This window comes from Actinorectispora metalli, assembly GCF_056323685.1.
The window spans coordinates 1,635,871-1,657,900 of record NZ_JBREYE010000002.1 but is presented as its reverse complement, the minus strand read 5'-3'; the positions used below and the strand labels follow the sequence as shown (position 1 = coordinate 1,657,900).

General features: G+C 67.7%; 25 protein-coding genes. 18 read left to right on the top strand and 7 right to left on the bottom strand.

The window, feature by feature from the left end:
- Positions 1-34 precede the first annotated feature (34 nt).
- The 6 genes from ACU6XJ_RS28040 (at position 35) to ACU6XJ_RS28015 (ending at position 5,751) form a co-directional block, all read left to right on the top strand.
- Positions 35-943, top strand: a complete 909-nt coding sequence (locus ACU6XJ_RS28040; protein WP_476318141.1) for an oxygenase MpaB family protein — start codon at positions 35-37, stop codon at positions 941-943.
- A 108-nt stretch (positions 944-1,051) separates the two neighbouring features.
- On the top strand, positions 1,052-2,014 hold the full coding sequence (locus ACU6XJ_RS28035; protein ID WP_476318138.1) for a zinc metalloprotease: 963 nt from the start codon (positions 1,052-1,054) through the stop codon (positions 2,012-2,014).
- Positions 2,015-2,256: 242 nt separating this feature from the next.
- A complete protein-coding gene (gap, locus tag ACU6XJ_RS28030; protein WP_476318135.1) occupies positions 2,257-3,264 on the top strand; it encodes a type I glyceraldehyde-3-phosphate dehydrogenase in 1,008 nt (335 codons plus the stop codon).
- A 24-nt stretch (positions 3,265-3,288) separates the two neighbouring features.
- A complete protein-coding gene (locus ACU6XJ_RS28025) occupies positions 3,289-4,485 on the top strand; it encodes a phosphoglycerate kinase (RefSeq protein WP_476318132.1) in 1,197 nt (398 codons plus the stop codon).
- On the top strand, positions 4,486-5,274 hold the full coding sequence (gene tpiA, locus ACU6XJ_RS28020) for a triose-phosphate isomerase (protein WP_476318129.1): 789 nt from the start codon (positions 4,486-4,488) through the stop codon (positions 5,272-5,274).
- Between the two features lie 93 nt (positions 5,275-5,367).
- A complete protein-coding gene (locus ACU6XJ_RS28015; RefSeq protein ID WP_476318126.1) occupies positions 5,368-5,751 on the top strand; it encodes a hypothetical protein in 384 nt (127 codons plus the stop codon).
- Here ACU6XJ_RS28015 and ACU6XJ_RS28010 read toward each other — a convergent pair.
- The 5 genes from ACU6XJ_RS28010 to ACU6XJ_RS27990 are packed head-to-tail and all read right to left on the bottom strand — an operon-like array spanning position 5,714 to position 9,443.
- Positions 5,714-6,433 (bottom strand): GNAT family N-acetyltransferase, encoded by a 720-nt coding sequence (locus tag ACU6XJ_RS28010; protein WP_476318124.1) that lies wholly within the window; start codon positions 6,431-6,433, stop codon positions 5,714-5,716. The two genes, ACU6XJ_RS28015 and ACU6XJ_RS28010, sit on opposite strands and share 38 nt — an antisense overlap.
- Before the next feature lie 25 nt (positions 6,434-6,458).
- On the bottom strand, positions 6,459-7,511 hold the full coding sequence (locus tag ACU6XJ_RS28005) for an ABC transporter ATP-binding protein (protein WP_476318122.1): 1,053 nt from the start codon (positions 7,509-7,511) through the stop codon (positions 6,459-6,461).
- Positions 7,508-8,314, bottom strand: coding sequence for a molybdate ABC transporter permease subunit (modB, locus tag ACU6XJ_RS28000; protein WP_476318119.1), 807 nt, complete (start codon positions 8,312-8,314; stop codon positions 7,508-7,510). Before modB ends, ACU6XJ_RS28005 begins: the two co-directional genes overlap by 4 nt.
- Positions 8,311-9,045, bottom strand: coding sequence for a molybdate ABC transporter substrate-binding protein (modA, locus tag ACU6XJ_RS27995; RefSeq protein ID WP_476318116.1), 735 nt, complete (start codon positions 9,043-9,045; stop codon positions 8,311-8,313). The genes modB and modA overlap by 4 nt, the downstream gene beginning before the upstream one ends.
- Positions 9,045-9,443, bottom strand: coding sequence for a TOBE domain-containing protein (locus ACU6XJ_RS27990; RefSeq protein WP_476318113.1), 399 nt, complete (start codon positions 9,441-9,443; stop codon positions 9,045-9,047). The genes modA and ACU6XJ_RS27990 overlap by 1 nt, the downstream gene beginning before the upstream one ends.
- Positions 9,444-9,504: 61 nt before the next feature.
- On the opposite strand from ACU6XJ_RS27990, the gene ACU6XJ_RS27985 reads away from it, so the two are divergent.
- The 9 genes from ACU6XJ_RS27985 (at position 9,505) to ACU6XJ_RS27945 (ending at position 14,780) form a co-directional block, all read left to right on the top strand.
- A complete protein-coding gene (locus ACU6XJ_RS27985; protein ID WP_476318110.1) occupies positions 9,505-9,957 on the top strand; it encodes a molybdopterin-binding protein in 453 nt (150 codons plus the stop codon).
- Positions 9,957-10,403, top strand: a complete 447-nt coding sequence (locus ACU6XJ_RS27980; RefSeq protein ID WP_476318107.1) for a hypothetical protein — start codon at positions 9,957-9,959, stop codon at positions 10,401-10,403. Before ACU6XJ_RS27985 ends, ACU6XJ_RS27980 begins: the two co-directional genes overlap by 1 nt.
- 102 nt (positions 10,404-10,505) lie before the next feature.
- Positions 10,506-10,748 (top strand): preprotein translocase subunit SecG, encoded by a 243-nt coding sequence (gene secG / locus ACU6XJ_RS27975; protein ID WP_476318105.1) that lies wholly within the window; start codon positions 10,506-10,508, stop codon positions 10,746-10,748.
- A gap of 100 nt (positions 10,749-10,848) precedes the next feature.
- A complete protein-coding gene (locus ACU6XJ_RS27970; protein WP_476318103.1) occupies positions 10,849-11,190 on the top strand; it encodes an RNA polymerase-binding protein RbpA in 342 nt (113 codons plus the stop codon).
- A gap of 40 nt (positions 11,191-11,230) precedes the next feature.
- Positions 11,231-12,355: a DUF6346 domain-containing protein gene (locus ACU6XJ_RS27965; protein ID WP_476318101.1), complete on the top strand. Its 1,125-nt coding sequence runs from the start codon at positions 11,231-11,233 to the stop codon at positions 12,353-12,355.
- Positions 12,356-12,424: 69 nt separating this feature from the next.
- Entirely contained in the window at positions 12,425-12,889 is a 465-nt protein-coding gene (locus ACU6XJ_RS27960) for a YbaB/EbfC family nucleoid-associated protein (RefSeq protein ID WP_476318099.1), read from the top strand.
- Positions 12,890-12,893: 4 nt separating this feature from the next.
- Positions 12,894-13,196 (top strand): WXG100 family type VII secretion target, encoded by a 303-nt coding sequence (locus tag ACU6XJ_RS27955; RefSeq protein WP_476318097.1) that lies wholly within the window; start codon positions 12,894-12,896, stop codon positions 13,194-13,196.
- Entirely contained in the window at positions 13,196-14,242 is a 1,047-nt protein-coding gene (locus ACU6XJ_RS27950) for a hypothetical protein (RefSeq protein ID WP_476318094.1), read from the top strand. The genes ACU6XJ_RS27955 and ACU6XJ_RS27950 overlap by 1 nt, the downstream gene beginning before the upstream one ends.
- A 46-nt stretch (positions 14,243-14,288) precedes the next feature.
- Positions 14,289-14,780 carry a YkvA family protein gene (locus ACU6XJ_RS27945; RefSeq protein ID WP_476318092.1) on the top strand — a complete coding sequence of 164 codons (492 nt, stop codon included), beginning with the start codon at positions 14,289-14,291 and terminating at the stop codon, positions 14,778-14,780.
- Between the two features lie 59 nt (positions 14,781-14,839).
- On the opposite strand, the gene ACU6XJ_RS27940 is transcribed toward ACU6XJ_RS27945, so the two are convergent.
- Positions 14,840-15,265, bottom strand: coding sequence for a hypothetical protein (locus ACU6XJ_RS27940; protein WP_476318089.1), 426 nt, complete (start codon positions 15,263-15,265; stop codon positions 14,840-14,842).
- Positions 15,266-15,960: 695 nt separating this feature from the next.
- On the opposite strand from ACU6XJ_RS27940, the gene ACU6XJ_RS27935 reads away from it, so the two are divergent.
- A complete protein-coding gene (locus tag ACU6XJ_RS27935) occupies positions 15,961-16,656 on the top strand; it encodes a hypothetical protein (protein WP_476318087.1) in 696 nt (231 codons plus the stop codon).
- Positions 16,653-17,423: a hypothetical protein gene (locus ACU6XJ_RS27930; RefSeq protein ID WP_476318084.1), complete on the top strand. Its 771-nt coding sequence runs from the start codon at positions 16,653-16,655 to the stop codon at positions 17,421-17,423. The genes ACU6XJ_RS27935 and ACU6XJ_RS27930 overlap by 4 nt, the downstream gene beginning before the upstream one ends.
- A gap of 442 nt (positions 17,424-17,865) precedes the next feature.
- Here the strand turns inward: ACU6XJ_RS27930 and ACU6XJ_RS27925 are convergent, their stop codons facing one another.
- Positions 17,866-20,286 carry a glycoside hydrolase family 31 protein gene (locus ACU6XJ_RS27925; RefSeq protein WP_476318081.1) on the bottom strand — a complete coding sequence of 807 codons (2,421 nt, stop codon included), beginning with the start codon at positions 20,284-20,286 and terminating at the stop codon, positions 17,866-17,868.
- 106 nt (positions 20,287-20,392) lie between these two features.
- Between ACU6XJ_RS27925 and ACU6XJ_RS27920 the strand changes: the two genes are divergently transcribed.
- Entirely contained in the window at positions 20,393-22,012 is a 1,620-nt protein-coding gene (locus tag ACU6XJ_RS27920; RefSeq protein WP_476318078.1) for an ABC-F family ATP-binding cassette domain-containing protein, read from the top strand.
- Positions 22,013-22,030: the final 18 nt, after the last annotated feature.

Here is a 22,030-nt window from a genome sequence, read left to right as displayed (position 1 = left end):
TATCTCCTGTTTCATCGGGGATCGTGGAGGAATCATGCACCCACGGCATGAGGATTACGGTTTCTTCGGCCCCGGCTCGCCGACTTGGCGCGTCTGGTCCCATCCGACGGCGGTTATCGCGGTCTTGCGGTCGATGGTCATCCAGTTGTTCGAACCGGGTTCGGCGGCGGGCATCGCCCAGCACTCGGCTGTCGTGGACGATCCCCGCGGGAGGCTGGATCGCACCGGCGACTACTTCCTCGCCGTGGTCTTCGGCGACAGCCGGACCGCGCTGGAGGCCTCGGGGCGGCTCAAACGCCTGCACCGCACGATGATCGGTTTCGAGCCGGTGAGCGGGCAGATCTACCGGGCGAACGATCCGGGCGCCCAGTTGTGGGTGCACCTGACCGCCTGGCACTCGGTGCTCTACGCCTCCGAGCGGTACGGCCCCGGCCCGCTGTCGACGGCGCAGGAGCGCCGGTACTGGCAGGAGTGCGCGGTCGCCGCCGAACTCCAGACCTGCTCGCCCGCCGACGTCCCCGCGGACCGGGCGGGAGTGCGGGAGTACTTCGCCGCGATGCGCCCGCGGCTGTGCGTGACCGAGCAGTCCAGGCGCCTCATCGAGTCGGTCCTGTACCCGCCGACGCGCCGGGCCGCCGCGGCGTTGTGGCCGTCCAGTCCGTTCGTGCGGGCCGCCGCCGTGGCGCTCATCCCGCGGTACCTGCGCAGGCTGGGGTTCGACCAGCACGGGATGGTCGACGGTGCGGTGCGGCGGCTGGCCAGGGTGGCTCGCGCCGCGCTCACGCAGTCCGTGTTCCGGCGGGCGCCCGCGCCGGGTGGCGAGGTCCGCGACCGGGCGCTTCGGGGAAGTCCGCTGCGTGCCGAGGTGATCACCCCGGCGGAGGGTCGGGTGCGGCGGAAAACGCTCGCGCTGGCCGAGGCCGGGCTGCCGTTACAGCTTTGAGACGTTTGCAGACAGGAAAGACATTCCGCATATGGCCATCTGAACGTAGGTTCTCCTGACAGTCGACCACCCCTGCGTCGGCTTTCCTTACCCTGCTGGAGACCCTGCATGTCCAAGTGGAATTCGGCGCGCCTGCTCGGCGTCGCCGCGGTGGCGGGCGCCGTCCTGATCACCCCGTTCTCGTCAGGCAACGCGCAGCCCGCGGGCGCCGAGTGCGCGAGCGGTTCGTCGGCGGCTCGCGTGGAGGGCCACGCCAACCAGTCCGACCTCAACGCCGTCACCCGCGGCGAGGCGGCGGGCATGGAACGCGAGCTCAAGGAGCGGCTGGCCGCCAAGGGCGTCTCGTCCGCCGCGGGTCGCAGTCGGGTCGTCACCCGCTCGACCTCGGTGACCATTCCCGTCTACGCACACGTGATCACCAACGGCGATGACGGCAAGCTCACCGCGGCCCAGATCCAGGGCCAGATCGACTGGCTGAACAAGACCTTCGGCGGCGAGGGCACCGGCAACACCGCCACCCGCTACAGCTTCGAGCTCAAGTCGACCGACTACACCAGCAACCGCAGCTGGTACCGCGCGGGCATGAGCGGCGATGCCACCAGGACCAAGATGCGGACCGCGTTGTTCAAGGGCGACAAGAGTTCGCTGAACCTGTACTTCACCAAGCCCAGCGACGGTCTGCTCGGTGTGGCCACGTTCCCCTCGGAGTCCGCGGGCACCAAGGACGACGGTGTGGTGGTCAGCAACACCACCATCCCCGGCGGCAGCAACACCAACTTCGGTGAGGGCGACACCGCCACCCACGAAGTCGGCCACTGGCTTGGCCTCTACCACACCTTCGACGACAGCGGAGACGGTCGCTGCGACTACGACAACGACGAGGTCGCCGACACCCCGATCCAGGCCTACGACACCTCCGGCTGCCCCGAGGGCGCGGACACCTGCGCGGAGCAGCCCGGCCTCGACCCGATCCACAACTTCATGGACTACTCCCACGACAAGTGCATGTACCAGTTCACCGCAGGCCAGGTGGCCCGGATGGACGACCACTGGAACGCCTACCGCTCCTAGGCCCCACCGCGTGGCCCCGCCTGCTCGGCGGGGCCACGCTCAGGGACTGGAGCAAGAACAGGGGAGCACACCTCACCTGGCTGCCTGTGAAGGGCGGGTGTCGCGTGATGGTTGCCGCATTCGGCGCAGCTCAGCAGGGCTCGGGCTTTCATTCCGGGTGCGTCCCGCTAGGGTTGACTGCGGATAACCGTAGGGACGTACTGGCCATATCGGCCGGGCTGACAGGCATGAGGAGACGCACCGTGACGGTTCGCGTAGGTGTCAACGGGTTTGGCCGGATTGGGCGCAACTTCTTCCGCGCAGTGCAGGCCGGCAACCACGACATCGAGATCGTCGCCTTCAACGACCTCGGCGACGTCGCCACGATGGCGCACCTGCTCAAGTACGACAGCGTCCTCGGCAGGCTCTCCGACGACGTGGAGGCCACCAGCGAGGGCATCAAGGTCGGCGGCCGCACGATCAAGGCCCTGGCCGAGCGCGACCCCGGCAAGCTGCCCTGGGCCGACCTCGGCGTCGATGTCGTGGTCGAGTCCACCGGCTTCTTCACCAACGCCCCCGACGCGCGCAAGCACATCGACGAGGGCGGCGCCAAGAAGGTGATCATCTCCGCGCCCGCCAAGGGCGAGGACATCACCGTCGTGCTCGGCGTGAACGACGGTGACCTGGACGGCTCGCAGGACATCATCTCCAACGCCTCCTGCACCACCAACTGCCTCGGCCCGATGGCCAAGGTGCTGCATGACAGCTTCGGCATCGAACGCGGCCTGATGACCACGATCCACGCCTACACCCAGGACCAGAACCTCCAGGACGCCCCGCACAAGGACCTGCGCCGGGCCCGCGCCGCCGCGATCAACATCGTGCCCACCGGCACCGGCGCCGCGAAGGCCATCGGCCTGGTGCTTCCCGAGCTCAACGGCAAGTTGGACGGCTACGCGCTGCGTGTGCCGGTCCCGACCGGCTCGGCCACCGACCTGACCGCGAGCCTCTCCCGCGATGTCACCGTCGAAGAGGTCAACGCCGCGGTCAAGGCCGCCGCCGACGGCCCGCTGAAGGGCATCCTGCGCTACAGCGAGGAGCCCATCGTCTCCTCCGACATCGTCACCGACCCGGCGTCCTGCGTCTTCGACGCGCCGCTGACCAAGGTCACCGGCAACCAGGTCAAGGTCGTCGGCTGGTACGACAACGAGTGGGGCTACTCCAACCGCCTTGCCGACCTGGTCAAGCTCGTCGGGTCGAAGCTCGCCTGAGAACTCCACCTCGGAAGGCATGTCGTGAAGACACTGGATGACCTGCTGTCCGAGGGCGTCTCGGGGCGGCGCGTGTTGGTGCGCGCCGACCTGAACGTGCCGCTGGACGGTTCTGTGATCACCGATGACGGCCGGGTCCGCGCCTCGCTGCCCACCGTCAAGGCGCTCTCCGACGCGGGCGCCAGGGTGTTGGTGACCTCGCACCTCGGCCGCCCCAAGGGCGCACCCGACCCCCGCTACTCGCTGGGAGTGGTCGGCGCCCGGCTGGCGGACCTGCTGGGCCGCGACGTCAAGCGGGCCACCGACGTGGTCGGCGAATCCGCGCGGTCCTACGCCGCCGCCCTCGGCGACGGCGACATCGTGCTGCTGGAGAACGTCCGCTTCGATTCCCGCGAGACCAGCAAGGACGATGCCGAACGCGCGGCGCTGGCGGCCGAACTGGTCGCCCTCACCGGCGACAACGGTGCCTTCGTCTCCGACGGTTTCGGCGTGGTGCACCGCGAACAGGCCTCCGTCTACGACGTGGCGAAGCTGCTCCCGCACTACGCGGGCGGGCTGGTGCTCGCCGAGCTCGAGGTGCTGCGCAAGCTGACCGGCGACCCCGAGCGGCCCTACGCCGTGGTGCTCGGCGGCTCCAAGGTCTCCGACAAGCTGGCGGTCATCGAGGCGCTGTTGCCCAAGGTGGACAGCCTGCTGGTCGGCGGCGGCATGTGCTTCACGTTCCTCGCCGCACAGGGCCACTCTGTTGGCGACTCGCTGCTGGAGTCGGACATGATCGACACCTGCAAGCAGCTGCTGGCGGACGCGGGCGGCAAGATCGTGCTGCCGACCGATGTGGTGATCGCGGACGACTTCAGCGCCGAGGCCAACACGAAGACCGTGCCCGCGGAGTCCATCCCGGACGGCTGGAAGGGCCTGGACATCGGCCCGTCCACTGTGGAGCGATTCGCGGAAGTGCTGAGCCCGGCGAAAACGGTGTTCTGGAACGGCCCGATGGGCGTGTTCGAGCTCGCGCCGTTCGCCGACGGCACTCGCGGCGTGGCGCAGGCCATCGCCGACTCGGACTCCTACAGCGTGGTCGGCGGCGGCGACAGTGCCGCCGCGGTGCGGCAGCTGGGCATCGGCGAGGACGGCTTCTCGCACATCTCCACGGGCGGCGGCGCCTCGCTGGAGTTCCTGGAGGGCAAGGAACTGCCCGGCGTCGCGGTCTTGGAGGACTGAATGCCCAGCCGTAAACCGCTCATCGCGGGCAACTGGAAGATGAACCTCAACCACCTCGAGGCCATCGCCCTGGTGCAGAAGCTCGCGTTCGCGCTGCCGGAGAAGTACTTCGCCAAGGTGGACGTCGCGGTGCTGCCGCCCTTCACCGACATCCGCAGCGTGCAGACCCTGGTGGCGGGCGACAAGCTGCTCATCACCTACGGCGCGCAGGACGTCTCCCCGCAGGACTCCGGCGCCTACACCGGCGACATCTCCGGTCCGATGCTGGCCAAGCTGGGCTGCGAGTACGTGGTGGTCGGGCACTCGGAGCGCCGCGAGTACCACGACGAGACCGACGACGTGGTCAACAAGAAGAACCGCGCGGTGCTCAAGCACGGCATGAAGCCGATCTTCTGCGTCGGCGAGAAGCTCGAGGTGCGTGAGCAGGGTGGTCACGTCGACCACTGCAACACCCAGCTCATCGAGGGCCTCAAGGGTCTGAAGGCCGAGCAGCTCAAGGATGTGGTGATCGCCTACGAGCCGGTGTGGGCCATCGGCACCGGCAAGGTCGCCACCCCCGCCGACGCGCAGGAAGTGTGCGCGGCGCTGCGGTCCAGGCTCGCCGAGAAGTACGGCGAGGAGATCGCGGGCGAGATGCGAGTGCTCTACGGCGGCTCGGTGAAGGCCAACAACATCGCCGAGTTGATCGCGCAACCCGATATCGACGGCGCCCTCGTCGGCGGCGCCAGCCTGGACGGCGAGGAGTTCGCCAAGCTCTGCGCCCTGGCCGCGGGCGGCCCGCTGCCGTAATCGCCGGGAGGGCCTTCACCCCGGTGAAGGCCCTCATCCCGCGGGCGGCGGCCGGCATCCTTGCGGCGTACCCGAAGCCCGAGGACACCGCACATGAGCAGCGCAACGGACCTGGTCCCGCCCGAGTCGGTGGACAGCCCCGTCCGCCCGAAGCCCCCGTCGAGCCCAGTCGCGCGCTGGTTGCTGCGGCACCGGGTGTCCGTGCCGGGACCGGAGACCGAAGAGGCGCACGCCGCACCGCAGCCGTGGTGGAAGGTCATGTGCCTGACCGGCGTCGACTACTTCTCCACCCTGTCCTACCTGCCCGCGATCGCCGCACTGGCCGCGGCGGTACCTGATTCTCGGCCGGGGCGACACGCCGCCCGTGGTGCGGGAGATTCTGCGCACCGCCGAGCGGGACAAGCCCCGCCGTCCCCGCATCCACGTGGGCGGCTGAGCCTCACGTGCTGCGGTAGTGGTAGCGACACAGTTCGCTGAAGCCTGCCCGCCCGTACAGCCGCAGCGCCGCGGGCTTGTCGCGTTCCACCTGGAGGTACATCCGGTCGGCGCCCTGCGCCCGCGCCCAGTCGGCGAGCGCGATCAACACGGCGCGGGCCGCGCCCTTCCTGCGGGCTCGGGGCAGCGTGGTCATGCCGAAAACCCCTGCCCAACCGGTGTCGGCGACCGCGCGGCCCACCGCGACGGCCTCGTCACCGATCACCGCGCAGGCGTAGGCAGCAGGCTGCCGCACACGCGCCAGCACCTCCCGCTCGGAGCCGAAGTCCTGGCCGGTGACCGCGTGCCAAACCCCGAACCAGACGTCGTCCGGACGCCCGGCCACCCGCACCTCCAGCGCGGACCGCTGCTCCAAGACCTGCGCGGTGTCACATACCTGCAACGACATGGGCGTGTGCCCGCGGTAGCCCCGTGTCGCCAGGACCGCGTCGAGCACGTCCGGACACGCGGGCGGGCTGACCTGGAAGCGCGCGGCCGAACCGTGGGCCGCGTAGAACTTCTCCGCCGCGACCACCTGCCGCATCAGGGCGGGGGAATCGGCATGGGGCAGCACCGATTCCACCCACCAGGCGTCACCGCAGCCGTGCCGCAGCCACCAGCCGTCGACCACCTCGATCCGCTCCGCGGGCAGCGCCCGCGCCGCCCGCTCATGCAGGCTTCGCACCAATTCCGACACCCGAGAAGACCTATCAGGTCGGGTAGGCGCGCACCTCGGTGGCCTTCACAGCCGCCCACAGCACCTCGCCGGGACGCAGCCGCAGCTCCGCCACGGTCGCGGTGGTGACATCGGCCAGCACCGGCGGCGTGCCGTCCAGGCGCACCCGCGTGGTGTGTGCGTGGGGCTCCACCCCGGACACGGTGGCCCGCCAGGCGTTGCGGGGGCTGCCGCCCGGCTGCTCGGGATGCAGGCTCACCGCCGACGGCGGGAACGCCACGTGCACACTGCCGTGCGCCGGGGTGGCGACCACGAGCGTTCCGCCGCAGGCCAGGTCGATGCGCGTGCCGCGGGCGGTGCCCCGGTACAGGTTGAGCCCCACCAGGTTGGCGACGTAGTCCGTGCGCGGCTGCCGCGCCACCTCCGCGGGCGTCCCCTCCTGCACCACCAGACCGCGCTCGACGATCACGAGCCGGTCGGCGAGCACCATGGCGTCCAGCGGGTCGTGCGTGACGAGCAGCGTGCGGCCCGGGTAGTCGTGCAGGTGCCGGTCCAGTTCCGACCGCACCCGCAGCCGGGTGCTCGCGTCCAGCGCGGCGAGCGGTTCGTCCAGCAGCAACAACTCCGGGCCGGTGGCCAGCGCCCGCGCCAGCGCCACCCGCTGCGCCTGCCCGCCGGACAGCGTCCGCGGCTTGGCACCCGCCTCGGCGGCCAACCCGACCCGCTCAAGCCAGCCTGCCGCCGCCGTCCGCGCCTGGGCCCGCGGCACGCCACGGGCCCGCAGGCCGAATGCCACGTTTTCCAGTGCGGACAGGTGTCGGAACAGCAGGTAGTCCTGGAACACCACGCCGATCGGCCTGCGTTCCGCGGCCAGGAACACCCCCGGCGGCGCGTCCCAGGTGTCGCCGCCGAGGCGAATGTGCCCGTCCGACAACGGCAGCAGCCCCGCCAACGCCCGCAACGCGGTGGTCTTGCCGGTGCCGTTCGGTCCGAGCAGCGCGACCACTTCGCCCGCTGCGACGGTGAGGGGGAGGTCCAAGCGGAACCCGGAGGCGCGGGTGACCCGCAGCGCGGCGTCGAGGGTCATGCCGGTCCGCCGATCCACCTGTTGCGCAACGCCGCCAGCACCACGACGGAGACCAGCAGCAACACGATGCTCAGCACGATCGCCGCCTCCGGATCGGTCTCCAACGCCAAGTAGACCGCCAGCGGCATGGTGGTGGTGCGGCCAGGGAAGTTGCCCGCGAAGGTGATGGTGGCGCCGAACTCGCCGAGGGCCCGCGCCCAGCACAGCACCGCGCCCGCGATGACCCCTGGCAGCACTGACGGCAGCGTGACCCGCCGGAACACCAGCCACCGCGACGCGCCGAGGGTGGCCGCGGCCTCCTCGTACCGGGGGTCGGCGGCGCGCAACGCGCCCTCCACGGAGATCACCAGGAACGGCATGGCGACGAACGCCTCGGCGAGCACCACCCCGGCGGTGGTGAACGGCAGCGACACCCCGAACCAGGCGTCCAGGTACTGCCCGATCAGCCCGCGCCTGCCCAGCACCAGCAGCAGCGCGACGCCCCCGACGACCGGCGGCAGCACCAGCGGCACCGTGACCAGCGCCCGCAGCAGCCCCGAGCCGGGCAGGCCACCGCGCGCCAGCAGCCAGGCGAGCGGCACGCCGAGCAACAGGCAGATCACCGTCGCCAGCGTCGCGCACAGCAGCGACAGCCGCAGCGCCGCTCCGACCTCGGCGCTGAACAGCCGGGGGAGCAGCGTCGACCACGGCGCCCGCAGCAGCAGCCCCAGCAGCGGGATGAGCAGCAGCGCCAGTCCGAGCACGGCGGGCAGCACCAGCACGACCGGCAGCCCGCCCCGCACGACCCGTTCGCGCGAGGTCACGGCAGGTCGAAACCGGCCTCGGCGAACACCACGCGCCCCCGATCCGACAGCACGTACTCGATGAACGCCGTGGCCTTGTCGGTCGCCTTCGCGGTGGGGGCGATCGGGTAGTCATTGACCGCCTGGTCCGCCTGTGGGAACGCGATGCCCTCGACCTGGTCGCCCGCCGCCTTGACGTCGGTGCGGTACACCAGTGCGGCGTCGACCTCGCCGAGGCGGACCTTGGCCAGCACCGCCTTGACGTCCTGCTCCAGCGTGTCCGGCCGGGCGGTGATCCCGGCCTGCTGGAACACCTTCTTCGCCGCCGCCCCGCACGGCACCTGCTCCGCGCACAGCGCGATCTTGGGTTCCTGGCGGGCGAAGTCGGGCAGCCCGCCGATCCGTCCGGGGTTGCCCTTCGGCACGGCGATCTCCAGGCGGTTGCGGACGAAGGTCCTCGGCGCCGCGGTGACCGCGCCCGAGTCGGTGACCTGCTTCATGTTCACCGGCGACGCCGAGGCGAACACATCGGCAGGCGCCCCCTGGTTGACCTGTTGCGCCAGCGCCGAACTCGCGCCGAAGTTGAGGGTGACCCGCACGCCGGGGTTGGCGGCTTCGAAGTCCTTGGCCAGCCTGGTGAAGGTCTCGGTGAGCGAGGCCGCGGCGAACACGGTCACTGTCTGCGGCTTCTGTTCGCCGCCGCAGCCTGCCACGGTCAACGCGACCGCGACCGCCAGCGCGAGCACTCGCATCACGACTCCGGAATTTCAACGACGACGTGGGTGGACTTGATGGACGCCACCGCGATGCTGCCGACCTCCAGGCCGAGTTCCTCCGCGGCGTCCCGGCTCATCAGCGAAACCACGCGGAACGGACCTGCCTGCAGCTCCACTTGGGCCATCACCCCGTCTTTGACCACGCGGGTCACGATGCCCCGCATCCGGTTGCGGGCAGAGGCGGCGATGGTGACGCCCGGCTCGGGAGTCTCGGCGACGCGCTGCACGAAGGCCGCCAGCTCATGGCCCGCCACGCCCATGCGCCCGCTCTCCAACTGCACGGCGCTCAGCCGGTCCTGGTCGATCCACCGCCGCACCGTGTCGTCGCTGACGCCCAGCAACGCGGCAGCCTCGCTGATCCGCAAATTCGGCACAACACCGAGCATAACCCCGCAACTGCGGTTACACGTTGTGGTTTGGCCTAGGATCGCTGGTATGAGGCAGCTGCGGCCGGACCAGGTGCTGGTCGACGGGGACATCAGCCGCGACTGGGTCTTCACCACCTCCGACCTGCATGCGCACGCCCGCGAGCCGGTCGACGTGTCGTACTCGACGACCCGGTCCCGTGAGGTGCACAGCGTGGTGGGCGTCCCCCTGCACGATGTGCTGGCACGGGTCGAACTGCGCGGCAGGGAGTGGCCCAAGCTGGACCGCCTCAACTTCGTGGTGCTGGCCCGCTCCACCGACGGGCACCGGGCGCTGCTGTCCTGGGCCGAGGTCGACCCCGAGTTCGGTGCCTGCGCCGCGCTGCTGGCCACCGGCTACAACGGGCGCTTGCTCACCCGGCCCACCCTCGTGGTCCCCGGCGACACCAGGCCGGGCCGTTTCGTCCGCGACGTGTGTCACCTGCGCGTGACCAGGGTCGAACGCGACGACACGATTCTTTGATGCCGATCACCGTCCGGCCCGCGACCGAGGCCGATCTGCCCGCGCTGCTCGACCTGTACGCCGAACTGCACTCCGACGACCCGCGTCCCGCCGCGGACACCGCCGCCGAAACGTGGCGCCGGATCGCCCGTCCAGGCAGGGCGCACCATCCTGGTCGCCGAGCAGGACGGCGCGCCCGCGGGCACCGCGACTGCGCGGTGCTGCCCAACGTCACCCGTGGCGCCCGACCGTTCATGGTGATCGAGAACGTCGTGGTGGCCGCCGCCGCACGGCGGCGCGGGGGTGGGCAGCGCGCCGAATCCCAGGGCTTCACCGCGCCCGCGCAGGGCTTCCGGCGATACCTCGATGAGCCGCTCACCGCTACACCGTTCGGCCTAGGATGCTCTGACCTGCGGACATGTCTTCAAGGTGACAGGGGGTCCGGATCCGCAGGCGATGTAGGGTAATCGCCACCGCAGTAGACGACGTGGTCGTTGGGGACGCATCGCACGTGGGCCGCCACCGAGCGGGTACTCTGTGACGTCGACCGCCGCAAGAGCGAGGACCAGATGGATACGTTCAAGTTCGTCCTTCAAATCGTGCTGGTGATCTCCAGCGTGCTGCTCGTGGTGCTGGTGCTGCTGCACCGGGCCAAGGGCGGCGGGCTGTCCAGCCTGTTTGGTGGCGGCATGCAGTCGAGCCTGGCCGGGTCGACGGTCGTGGAGAAGAACCTGGACCGGATGACGTTGTTCATCGGGTCGATCTGGGTGATCTCCATTGTGGGCATTGGTTTGATTCTGAAAGCGACCTGACTTCAGGGGGGAGTCATCGTCCGGCCGCACTGGCCGGTGAGCGGCGGTCGCACGCTGTCAACACTTGGGCAACCACACATGTAGTGGGAGTGTGAATACGATGGCTGGTGGGAACGCGATCCGGGGCACGCGGGTCGGTGCAGGTCCCATGGGCGAGTCCGAACGAGGTGAGTCCGCGCCGCGGCGACGGGTTCAGTACTGGTGCGCGAACGGGCACGAATCGCGCCCGTCCTTCGCGTTGGAGGCGGATCTCCCGGAGTACTGGGACTGCCCCCGCTGCGGTCTTCCCGCGGGTCAGAACGAGCAGGCGCCGCCCGCGGCGCCCCGTATCGAGCCGTACAAGACCCACCTCGCCTACGTCAAGGAGCGGCGCAGCGACGCCGACGGCCAGGCGATCCTGGAAGAGGCGCTGAAAAAGCTTCGTGAACAGCGCGGCGTCTGACACTTCGGACCATCCTGTCCGCAGGCCATGGCGCATCGCCGTGGCCTTCGGATGGGCGCTGCTCACCCTCGCGGTGTTCCTGTCGATGTCCACGGTCCTGCGCGTCACCGACGGCATGACCGGTTCGCCGAGGGCACTGTCTCTGGGCACCGCGCGGGTCGAGGCGTGCGTCGAGCACGGCCCGATCAGCATCTGGGGCTTCGGTACGACCTACTCCTGCCGGGCCCAGGTGCGCTGGGACCGCGGCGACACCGAGGTCGTGACGTTCACGCCAGGTCAGCTCAGCCCCGACGACCTCGGCTCCGACGTGCCGGTGTCCCAGTCCAGCGACGGGCGGACCCTGGGCTTCCTGGCCCGCAACGACAGCGCCCGGTTCATCTGGCTCGGTCAGACGGTGTTCGTGCCGATGGCCATCGCGTTGCTGTTCTGCGCGGTCTGCACGGCCGTGTCGGCGGTGCGGATATTCCGTCAAAGCCGTCCTCGCGAGTCCTCCGACGAAGAGGACAAGTACTGGCCCATCACCGCCGAGGACAAGGCGGCAGTCCCGCTGGGCAGGGGCCAGGTCCGGGCCGTGCTGCTGGGCACCGTATTCGCCGCCTCGCCGCTGCTGGCCGGGCTGGCAGCCGTCCCGCTGCTTGACGCCCCGCGCGCCGACCCCTTCCGCACACCGTGGCCGCAGGTCGACCAGGCATGGTTTATCAGCATCCATCCCCTGTTCTTCGGCTTCTTCGGCACCGCGTTGGGCCTGCTGTTCCTCATCGCGCCGCGCAGATTGGGCGCCCCGATGCAGGCCAGGGTCATCCGCTACGGCGAGCCCTTTCTCGCCGCCCAGTTCGCCAAGCGGGGCGGCAAGAAGCGGAAGAACACCGTGACCGCGGAGACCGCCCGCCTGACCGAGGCCCGACCCCGCGGTGTCCGCAACTCGGTGCTCATCGCGCTGGTCCCACTCGCGCTCGCGGTGTGGGGAGCGGTCCGGGTCGTCACGCTCGTCCCATCCGATGCCCCCGCCGCGGTCTGGATAGCCGCAGGCCGGGATGCCCTCCTGTTGGCCGTTGTCGGTATTGTGCTGCTGCTTACGGTCGAACCACCGATCGACCGGATGCGACGGTTGCTGAGCGCTCATCACGCCCGCTACGGAAAGTCATCGGCACATCCGGTGAAATAGGACGGAACCAGATCCACTGCGATCCACGTCCAACGGCACAGTGAGCGCCGAACGGAAATGGGGTGGCAAGTGGGATCTCCCAGTCTTGATGGAGCCCAGCAGTGGCTCGACGACTACACGCGCCGGGTAACCGAGATCGGGCAGCGTGCCCAGCAGGTGCAGGACGAGATCAAGACGATGCGCGCGAGCGCGTCCAGCCAGGACGGCACGGTCAACGTGGTTCTCGCCCCCGGCGGGCGGCTCGAGAAGCTCGACCTGACCCCCAAGGCGCTCAACCTCGGCCATGAGCGGCTGGCGACGGTGATCGCCGACACCATCCGCAAGGCTCACGATGTCGCATCGGCGCAGGCTCAGGAGGCGCTGCTGCCGCTGGTCGGGGGCAACTCCGCGGCGATGGACTTCGTCCGTGAGCACATGGACGCCGCCCGCGCCGAGGACCCCGCCGCGACCCAGGAGCAGGGCGAGCCCCGCAGGCCGCGGCCCGACCACTCCGACGATGACGACCAGCCGTATGGCGGATCGGTGCTGAGGTGAACTGATGGGTGACGGATTCGAGGTCTCCTACGGCGACCTGGAGAGCCACGCGGGTGCCGTGGGCGGTTTCGCGGGCCAGTTGGAGGCCGCGGGCAACAAGGGGCGAGGCGTCGACCTGGGGGTTGGCACCTATGGCCTGATCGGACAGGCGTTCAGCCTGGGGGTGCGGTCGAGCATCGCCGAGACCGGCGGTCACATCGCGGACATGGCCACCGCGCTGAAGGACACCGCCGACGGCGTGCGCGACTGCTCGAAGGCGTACCAGCAGGTGGATGAGGACAACGCCGAGCTGTTCGGGGGGAACTGATGGAGATCTTCGACGTCGACGAACACAACATGATGGACGGCGCCGGTCTCTGGGACAGCCTCTATCAGGTCAAGAAGGACTTCGACAACCCCGAGGACCTGGCCTTTGACGGTATCGCCGTCGGCCTGGACGCTCTCGGCTTCATCGCCAACCCGCTGAGCTCGCTGGCCGCGGCGGGTGTCGGCTGGCTGATGGACCACCTCGTCTTCCTGAAGGAGCCGCTGGACGCGCTGGCCGGCGACCCCGGCGCGATCAACCGGGTGGCGGTGATCTGGCGCGAGGAGGTCAAGACCGAGGTCACCAGGGCCGCCGAGGACTTCCAGCGCGCCGCGCAGGAGCAGACCTCCAGCTGGAAGGGCGAGGCGGGCGACGCCTACCGCAAGGCGGCAGGCCAGCTCGCCGAGCAGGCGAAGATGCTCGGCCCCATCGCCGACGGCGTCGCCAGCGGCGTGCAGAACTCGGGCATGCTGGTGGCCACCGTCCGCAGCATCATCCGCGACCTGATCGCCCAGGTCATCGGCGAGATCATCGCCGCTTTCATCGCGGCGGCTGCCTCCAGTTGGTTCACCCTGGGCGGCTCGATGGCCGCCTTTGCGGGTTTCGCGGTGGCCAGGGGAGCGGCGACCGCGGGCAAGATCACCGGCAAGATCTCCAAGCTGCTGAACAAGCTCGCGGTGTGGCTGAACAAGTTCGAGAAGCTGAAGAAGGTCGCCGAGCAGCTCGCCAAGCTGTCCAAGAAGCTGGGCGACATGGCGAAGTCCCTCGGCAAGACAGCGGGCAGGCACGGCAGGGACTTCCGCACCATGCAGCAGACCTTGGACAAGGCCAACAACTGGTTCCCCCAGGGCGCCCGGAGCCGCGCGGGCTCCATGGACGACGCGGTCAACATCGGCGCCCACGGCAACCACGGCATGGCGCACACCATCGACGGCCAGGGCGCGGCCCGGCAGGCGGCCAGCGAAATGATCAAGGAGCCGGTCAACGCCGACGAGAACTACGAGTACGAGAAGGGCAAGCGCCAGGAGGAACTGTCCAAGGGCAAGTAGCCGCCGACGCCGTTACGCTGGCGTTGACGCGAAGTCTGGAGGCGGCGTGATCGGCGTTGGCGTGGCCCTGATCGGGCTCGGCATCATCCTGCGGTGGGCGATCAGGCCCCAGGAGTTCGGGTTCATCTCCTCCGAGCTGCTGGGGCTGATCCTCATCGCCCTCGGGGCCTTGGCGCTGATCATCGGCGTGGTGCGCTGGCGCCGCCGAGCCTGGGCCAAACAGGCGGGACCCGCCGCCGAGCTACCCAAAAGCGGCGGGCCGGTCGCCCGTTTGAAGGCGCTGCCCCGCCTGGTGGGGGCCCTGCGCCGCAACAACTATCCCGGCGCCCCCCGCTGGCAGCCCCTGCTTTGGGCAGCGGCGATCGTCTACCTCATCTCGCCGATCGACTTCATCCCGGAGCTGCTCCCGGTCCTGGGCTTCACCGACGACGCGGGCGTCCTGGCTTGGCTGGCGGCGAGCGTCATGGGCGAAACCGGCCGCTACCTCACCTGGGAACGCTCCGCCCAGCCCACTGGGCACCCGACAGGTAACCCCTGAGCGGGAACCAACCCTGAAGATCGGTGACTTGTGTTGTGTCGCGGTAGAAACTGTTAACATCACCAAATCCATCGGAAGCCGACAACCGTCTCTTCGATGGACTCTATGAAATTCCTAATAGATCCCTTCGCGATGGCTACGGGTTGTTCCGCGAGAGGTAGTCCGTCGACGTGATCTTCCCAGACGCACCACCAGGACTTGCGTGGATGCATACCTTCAAATTTGACTGCCAAGTCGATGTTTTCTACCCTGGCGAAGGCTGCACGGCGCACCTCAGTTAGAGGTCTCGTAGCCTGGTCGAAATAGGTGGAGTATTCGAGTCCGATGGTATCGTTTTTCATCAGCGATCGGTCGAGTTCGATCTCCACGCAGTGTAGTCCGCCGCCATATTCATACCTTCGGCCTGGTCGGCCACCATAAACAACATCAATATGGGATGCCTGGGGTTCGTGATTGAATATGTAAATGTCCACTCCGTCTTCCATGGCCCGAATTGTGTGCGTCGTATGTCTACAATGCAGGCGACCGTTATCATCGAATTTGTATCTTTCGACCAAGTTGACGGTTCGGTGGCACTGCCGCCTGATCATCTCCCTTCTGTGGCGCAACGTATTTGAGATCCGACTTCCTGTTTGCTCCTTTCCTGAGAATAGATCCAACAATCGGCTTCGATCAGTTTCTGTCATATCAAAGGCATCAATAATCCAGGTCAGTGTCTCGGCTGAGAGCACTTTCCCTGCCATTGCTCGGGAAATCCGATCCTTCAACATCCAAGCGACGGAAGAGTCATCGTCCCGGTAGACACCCGTAGCCCGAAGATGAAGCTGTACCACTTTGGCGACAGCCGCCTGATTCAGTTGCCTCGAAGTGCGTTCACAGTGTACGCGCCAGCGCCTTCGGTACGTCGGGTAGTCCGTGAGGAGGTCTTTGAGGAGAGCGCAGGTCGCTCGGATATTCGCTCCAAGCTCAAGCAAGGTGTCACCTCCAAGCTCTGGCCGGATTGTAGTGCTTCGGTAGCGAGGCGGGCCACTCTTTCGAGTGAACTGCAAACTTGTCTACCTGCGTAAACGACTTCCTGAGCCATCAGGGCAACCGCTTTGCGACATACGTGCGACATCCATGGGCCAGGTTGGGAGCCGCTCCTCGGAGTGGGCATGTAGCGGATGATAGGAGGAATGCTGTGACCGAACCTGAGGGCGTGGATGGCAAGGGAGCCGAACACCCAGAAGATCAGCCATCCACCGAGCGCACCTCGCAGCAGTCTGTGCCTGACGTGGTCGGGAACGGCCTGGGACCTGTGGAAAGCGGCTTGGCGGAGCTGAGGGCCATGCAGACGGCCTTTTCGGCTCTCGCGGTATTGGATCAAAGCGCGAGACAGCGCGCAGTGGAATGGTTGATCGAGTCTTTGGGAATCTCCGATCTCCACGTCGGAGAACGGCAAGCATTGGGAAGCGACTCGGCGGGCGTTCAGCCGATCCAGGTGGCGTCAGATACTGTGCTCAATCCGCGTGATTTTATGAGCCGGAAGAAGCCTCAATCGCAGGTGGAGCGCATCGCTTGTCTCGCGTACTACCTGGCTCGTTATCGGGATGTTGCTCACTTCAAGGGGGCCGATATCGGTGCACTAAACACGGAGGCAGCTGGACAGAAGTTCGGCAACCTGTCAAGAGACATCGACAACGCGGACCGGTCCAGTGGGTACATCGTTTCTGCGGGAAAGGGCGCCAAACAGATCACCACACGTGGTGAGGCCCTTGTCGATGCTCTTCCCGACAGGGCAGCTGTGAAGCTCGCTCTCCAAGACCACCCGTATCGGCAGAAGCGGTCGTCTGGGCAGGTTAGGCGGGGAACATCTTCGCCCGAGGATGACCAATGACCGGCAGTCTACGTGATGTGTTGGAGTCGGCCTATGAGGTCACCCTGGTTCGAGAACTGCTCGGAGCGTATGGGGAAGCAAAACGGAACTACTTCCTGGGTGGTCATCGGCTGAGCGCGGTAGAGGGTGGCAGATTCTGTGAAGCCGCGTACAGGGTCCTCCAGTCGATGACAATGGACAAGTTCACCCCTCTTGGTGAGAGTTTGGATACTGAACGCGTCGCTCGTGAACTGTCTGCGCTCCGCGCTCAAGAATTCCCCAAGTCAGTGCGCATATACATGCCGAGAGCGTTGCGAATTGTCTATGACATTCGCAACAGTCGGGATGCGGCTCATCTCGCCGATGGCATAGACCCTAATCTTCAAGATGCAACACTCGTCGTCTCGGTGCTCGATTGGGTTCTGGCCGAATTCGTACGCCTGAGCAAGCATGTGAGCGCCGACGTGGCTCAGAGACTTGTGGCAGGCCTCGTCACGCGCAAGTATCCCGTGGTTCAGACCTTTGATGATCAGCCTAAGGTACTGCGCACCGACCTTCGCGCAAGCGACCTAGTCCTCGTCTTGCTGTATCACGTGGGTGCGGAAGGTGTGTCGATATCGAAACTGAGGCTATGGGTACCGGCATCTATGAGAGTGAATCTTCGTCGCACGCTTCGTACGCTCGACGAGAAAGCTTTGGTCCACTATCAGGACGAAGAGCACGTGGTCATTACTCGCACTGGGGAGAAGCGGGTAGAATCTAGGAAAATGCTTGAACTGCCGGCGTGAATTTGTTCGAACAGGTCGAGAAATTATTTCATCAGTAATTGACCCCACTCCTTCCCAAGCTGGCGAGTTGATTCGTATCGCATTTGATGCAGTGAAGTATGACGCCAATGGTGGGTCGATCCGGATCCGAGCTGACCTCCGGTGTCGGAGGTTGCCACCGCCCTTCAGCGCCATGCTCGGTTCCGGATCCACTCGGTATGCTGCGGTGGGCCTGCTGTCGCGCCTCGCGGGCGAGTCCGAGTCCCGCAAGTGTGTTTCGCTAGGCGCTAGTCGCTGTACACAGTCCGCGATGCCCCACTGGAAGACTGCGGGGAGCGTGGGAACCGGCGGGCGTACCTCAGTGGCGGATTGAGTTGTAAAGTAGGCAGGCCGTGTACCCCATCGCTATTGAGACAGTTCTGACGAAACAAAGTTCAAATGCCAAATCGGTAAAGGATTCGGTTTATGGCCTAATCCGCACCTGCAGCTCCTTCCCCGCCGACACCTTGACGGCGGTGAACGGGCCGTACTGGTCGCTTCCGGTCGCCCAGCCCTCGCCCGGCGCCGCGCGCAGTTCGTCAATGCTGTTGTAGCGCGTGCCCAGATCGGCGGTGCCCGCGACACCGTGCACCTTGGCCAGGTAGAACCGCAGGTCGCCGCGGTATTTCCCGGTCGGTGCGGCCAGGTTCAAGGTCGTGGCTTCGCCGGTGCGCTGGGCCAGGATGGACTGCCGGAAGTAGCGGCCGCGTTCGTAGGCGTAGGTGGCGCCATCATCGTCGTAGTAGTCGAACGCCGATTCCCGCGTGGGGAAGACGTCCAGGTCGATCACCGGCACCGGGCCGTCGTCCACGTGTTGGCGGACCGGCTGGGTGGGGATGATCGCGCCGTCGCGGACGAACAGCGGGATGTCGTTGAGCGATCTGGGGTCGACCGGGTACTTGATGGTCTGTCCGCCCTCGTGGCGGGTGCCGCGGAAGTAGTCGGTCCAGGACGAACCCGCGGGCAGGTAGATGTCCACACTGGACGCCCCGGCCTCCACGACGGGGCGGGCCAGCAGGGACGGGCCGAGCATCCAGGAGGCGTATTCGTTGGCGGCGCGCGGGTCGTCGGGGGACTCCCAGAACACCGGCCGCATCGCGCCGATGCCGGTCTCGTGCAGGTCGCGTTCCAGCGAGTACAGGTAGGGCAGCAGGCGGGAGCGCAGGCGGATGGCCTCGGTGGCCGCGGCAGCGGCGACCGGGGTGTGGACCCACGGTTGGCGTTGCGCGTCCTGGTGGCCGTGCACCCGCATGATCGGGGTGAGCGCCGCGAACTGCATCCAGCGGGCGTAGGCCTCGGAGTTCGCATCGCCCCAGAACCCGCCGGTGTCCATCGTGGACCGCGCCGATCCGGTGTTGACCAGCGTCAGCAGTCGCTGGCGTTGCTCGGCCATGGTGGCGAAGCCGCCGTCGGCGCCGACGGTGATGTCGCCGGTCCACACGCCGTAGGAGTAGCGCTGCGCGCCGAGGTAGAAGTTGCGGTTGAGCGAGTACACCCGGTCCCGCGAGATCGACCGTTGACCCTCGTAGAGGCTGCGCTGCATGTTGAGGTGCTGGAGCGAGTCGAAGGTGAAGTCGGCGATGGCGTCGGCCTCGTCGTTCCACCATGCCTTGATGCCGGTGTCGAACAGCGGTTTGCTGTGCTGCCAGTAGAACTCCCGGCATTCCGGCTTGGCGAAGGCGATGTCGTTGGCCTTGCGCTTGGAGAAGTACTCCTCATACGGCTGCCGCCCCGGGTAGAAGCAGTCCAGCTTGTGGGTGTCCGCGGCCTGTTTCGTCTGGCCGCCCGCGGTGTTCTCCACCAGGATGCGCGGCTTCATGATGCCCATCAGCGTGACGCCTTGGGCGTCCAGGTCCTTGGCGAACTGTCCGCTCGCCCCGGTGGGGTACTTGTTGGGGTGCACGTTGCCGGGGTTGGCGGTGGAGTTCCAGCGGAATTCGCCGTAGTCGTCCTCACCCCAGGCTTTGAAGTCGAAGTCCAGGATGAACGCGTCCAGCGGGATCTTCCGTGAACGGTAGCCGTCCACAATGGACCGCACCTCGTTCTCGTCGGTGCCCCACTCACTGTTCTGGAATCCCAGCGCCCACTTCGGCAGCATCGGCGGCGCCCCGGACAGCTTCGCCAGATTCGCCATCGTCGTCTTCGGTGGCCCGGCCGTCACGTAGTACGTGGTGCTGCGCCGTGAGATTCCGCTGAACGCCAGGTCGCTGCCGTTGACGTTGAAGTCGCCGTCCACCGAGTCGACCAGCAGCCCGTACCGGTTGGTGAACGCCAGTGGAGCGCCGCCGTCGCCCTGTCTGCCCGCGCTCACGTGCGCGCCGCCGTTGCGCAGCAACCCGTCCGAGGGTTTGACCTTCGGGTCGGGGTCGTCGCCGGGCAGCCCGTAGGCGGTCATGCCGTAGAAGTTCTCGCCGGGGGAGTGCCGGAACCCGATCGCCTTCTCGCCGACGGCGTTCTCACGAAGCAGCACGCCTGTGGTGTCGGAGATGCTCACCTGCGCCTGCTTCCGCGTGATCTCCACCCGCAGCGCTTTCGTGGTGACGCGGATCGGGTCCGAGCCTGCGTCGATCGTGGCGTTGCCGCGGTTGGGCCATCGCCGCGCCGGGTCGATAACAGGAGTCGCCGGTTCGGCTTGCCCGCCCGGTCGATGGTCGACTTTCACCAGGTCCGACGTGAGCGCCGCGATGACCAGCCGATCGCCGGTGGACAGCGTCAGGTTCACGGTGTCGCCACGCACCTCGGCGTGGGTGACCTCGCCACGCGTCGGTGCCGCGTGGACCGGCGCCACGACGGTCAGAGAAAGCAGAAGGACGAGCAGAACGGACCCCACGCCGCGCATTCCCATGCGCCGCATCGTAACCACGCAATTACAGAACTGTCACGAATCTGTCAAGTGCGGGTGGCCGGTAAATCGGTTGGGGAGCCTGGCGGCGGGTCGATAGCCTCGCAAAATGGGGTACCTGGAGGCGATGGACCTGGGCTACCGGCTGCCTGACGGCCGGGAGCTGTTCCATGGCGTCTCCTTCCGGGTCGCCACCGGGGACCGCACCGCACTGGTCGGCGCCAACGGCTCGGGCAAGACGACACTGCTGCGGATCCTGTCGGGTGAGCTGACGCCCGACCATGGTTCGGTGCAGGTGCAGGGCGGGTTGGCGGTGATGCCGCAGTTCGTCGGCTCGGTCCGCGACGACAGTTCCGTCCGCGACCTGCTGCTGTCCGCCGCGCCGTCCAGGCTGCGCGCCGCCGGCCGCGAGCTGGATGAGGCCGAGCTTGCCTTGATGGATACCGACGACGAACCCGCACAGCTTCGGTACGCGGCGGCGCTGGTCGCGTGGGGCGAGGCAGGGGGTTACGACGCCGAGGTCCTGTGGGACACCGCGACGGTCGCCGCGCTCGGCGTGCCCTGGGACCGCGCCCGGTTCCGCGAGGTCAGGACGCTGTCGGGCGGCGAACAGAAACGCCTGGTCCTGGAGGTGCTGCTGCGCTCACGGGAGCAGGTGCTGCTGCTGGACGAGCCCGACAACTACCTGGACGTGCCCGGCAAACGCTGGCTGGAGCACCGCCTCGCCGAAACCGGCAAGGCGGTGCTGCTGGTCAGCCACGACCGCGAACTGCTGGCCGCTTCGGCCACGCACATCATCACCGTCGAAGGCCACACCACCTGGACCCACGGCGGGGGCTTCGGCACCTGGCACGCCGCCCGCGTCGCCCGCCGGGAACGTCTGGAGGAACTCCACCGCCGCTGGAACGAAGAACACGACCGCCTCCGCAAACTCGTCGTGGAGCTTCGGCAGATGGCAGCCGCCAACGACGGCATGGCCTCCCGGTACCACGCCATGCAGACCAGGCTCCGCAAGTTCGAGGAGGCGGGGCCACCGCCGGAACTCCCGCAGGTGCGGCAGCTCAAACCACGGCTGCGCGGCGGCCGGACGGGACTGCGCGCGATCACCTGCCGGGGCTTGGAGCTGACCGGTCTGATGAAGCCTTTCGACACGGAGATCTTCTTCGCCGACCGGGTGTGCGCGCTGGGCTCCAACGGTTCGGGCAAGAGCCACTTCCTGCGCCTGCTGGGCGGTGAACCCGTTGCGCATGAGGGGGAGTGCAGGCTTGGTGCCAGGGTGGTGTCGGCGTTGTTCGCGCAGACGCACGACCACCCGGAGTGGCACGGAAGGACGCTGCTGGACATCCTCTGGTACGGCGACGACCGGCGGGCAGGTATGGACCGGGAGACCGCCAGCCGCGCGCTGAACCGGTACGGCCTGGTGGAGGGCGCCGAGCAGCGGTTCGAGACGCTGTCCGGTGGACAGCAGGCCCGGTTCCAGGTGCTGCTGCTGGAGTTGTCCGGCGCCACGCTGCTGTTGCTGGACGAGCCCACCGACAACCTGGACCTGGAGTCCGCGGAGGCTCTGCAAGAGGCGCTGGCCGAGTACACCGGCACGGTGGTCGCGGTGACCCACGACCGCTGGTTCGCCCGCAGCTTCGACCGGTTCCTGGTGTTCCGGGCGGACGGGCAGGTCACCGAGTCGGATGAACCGGTGTGGGACGAAGGCCGCGTCGCACGCGTCCGCTGAGGCGATTCGGGGTATCCC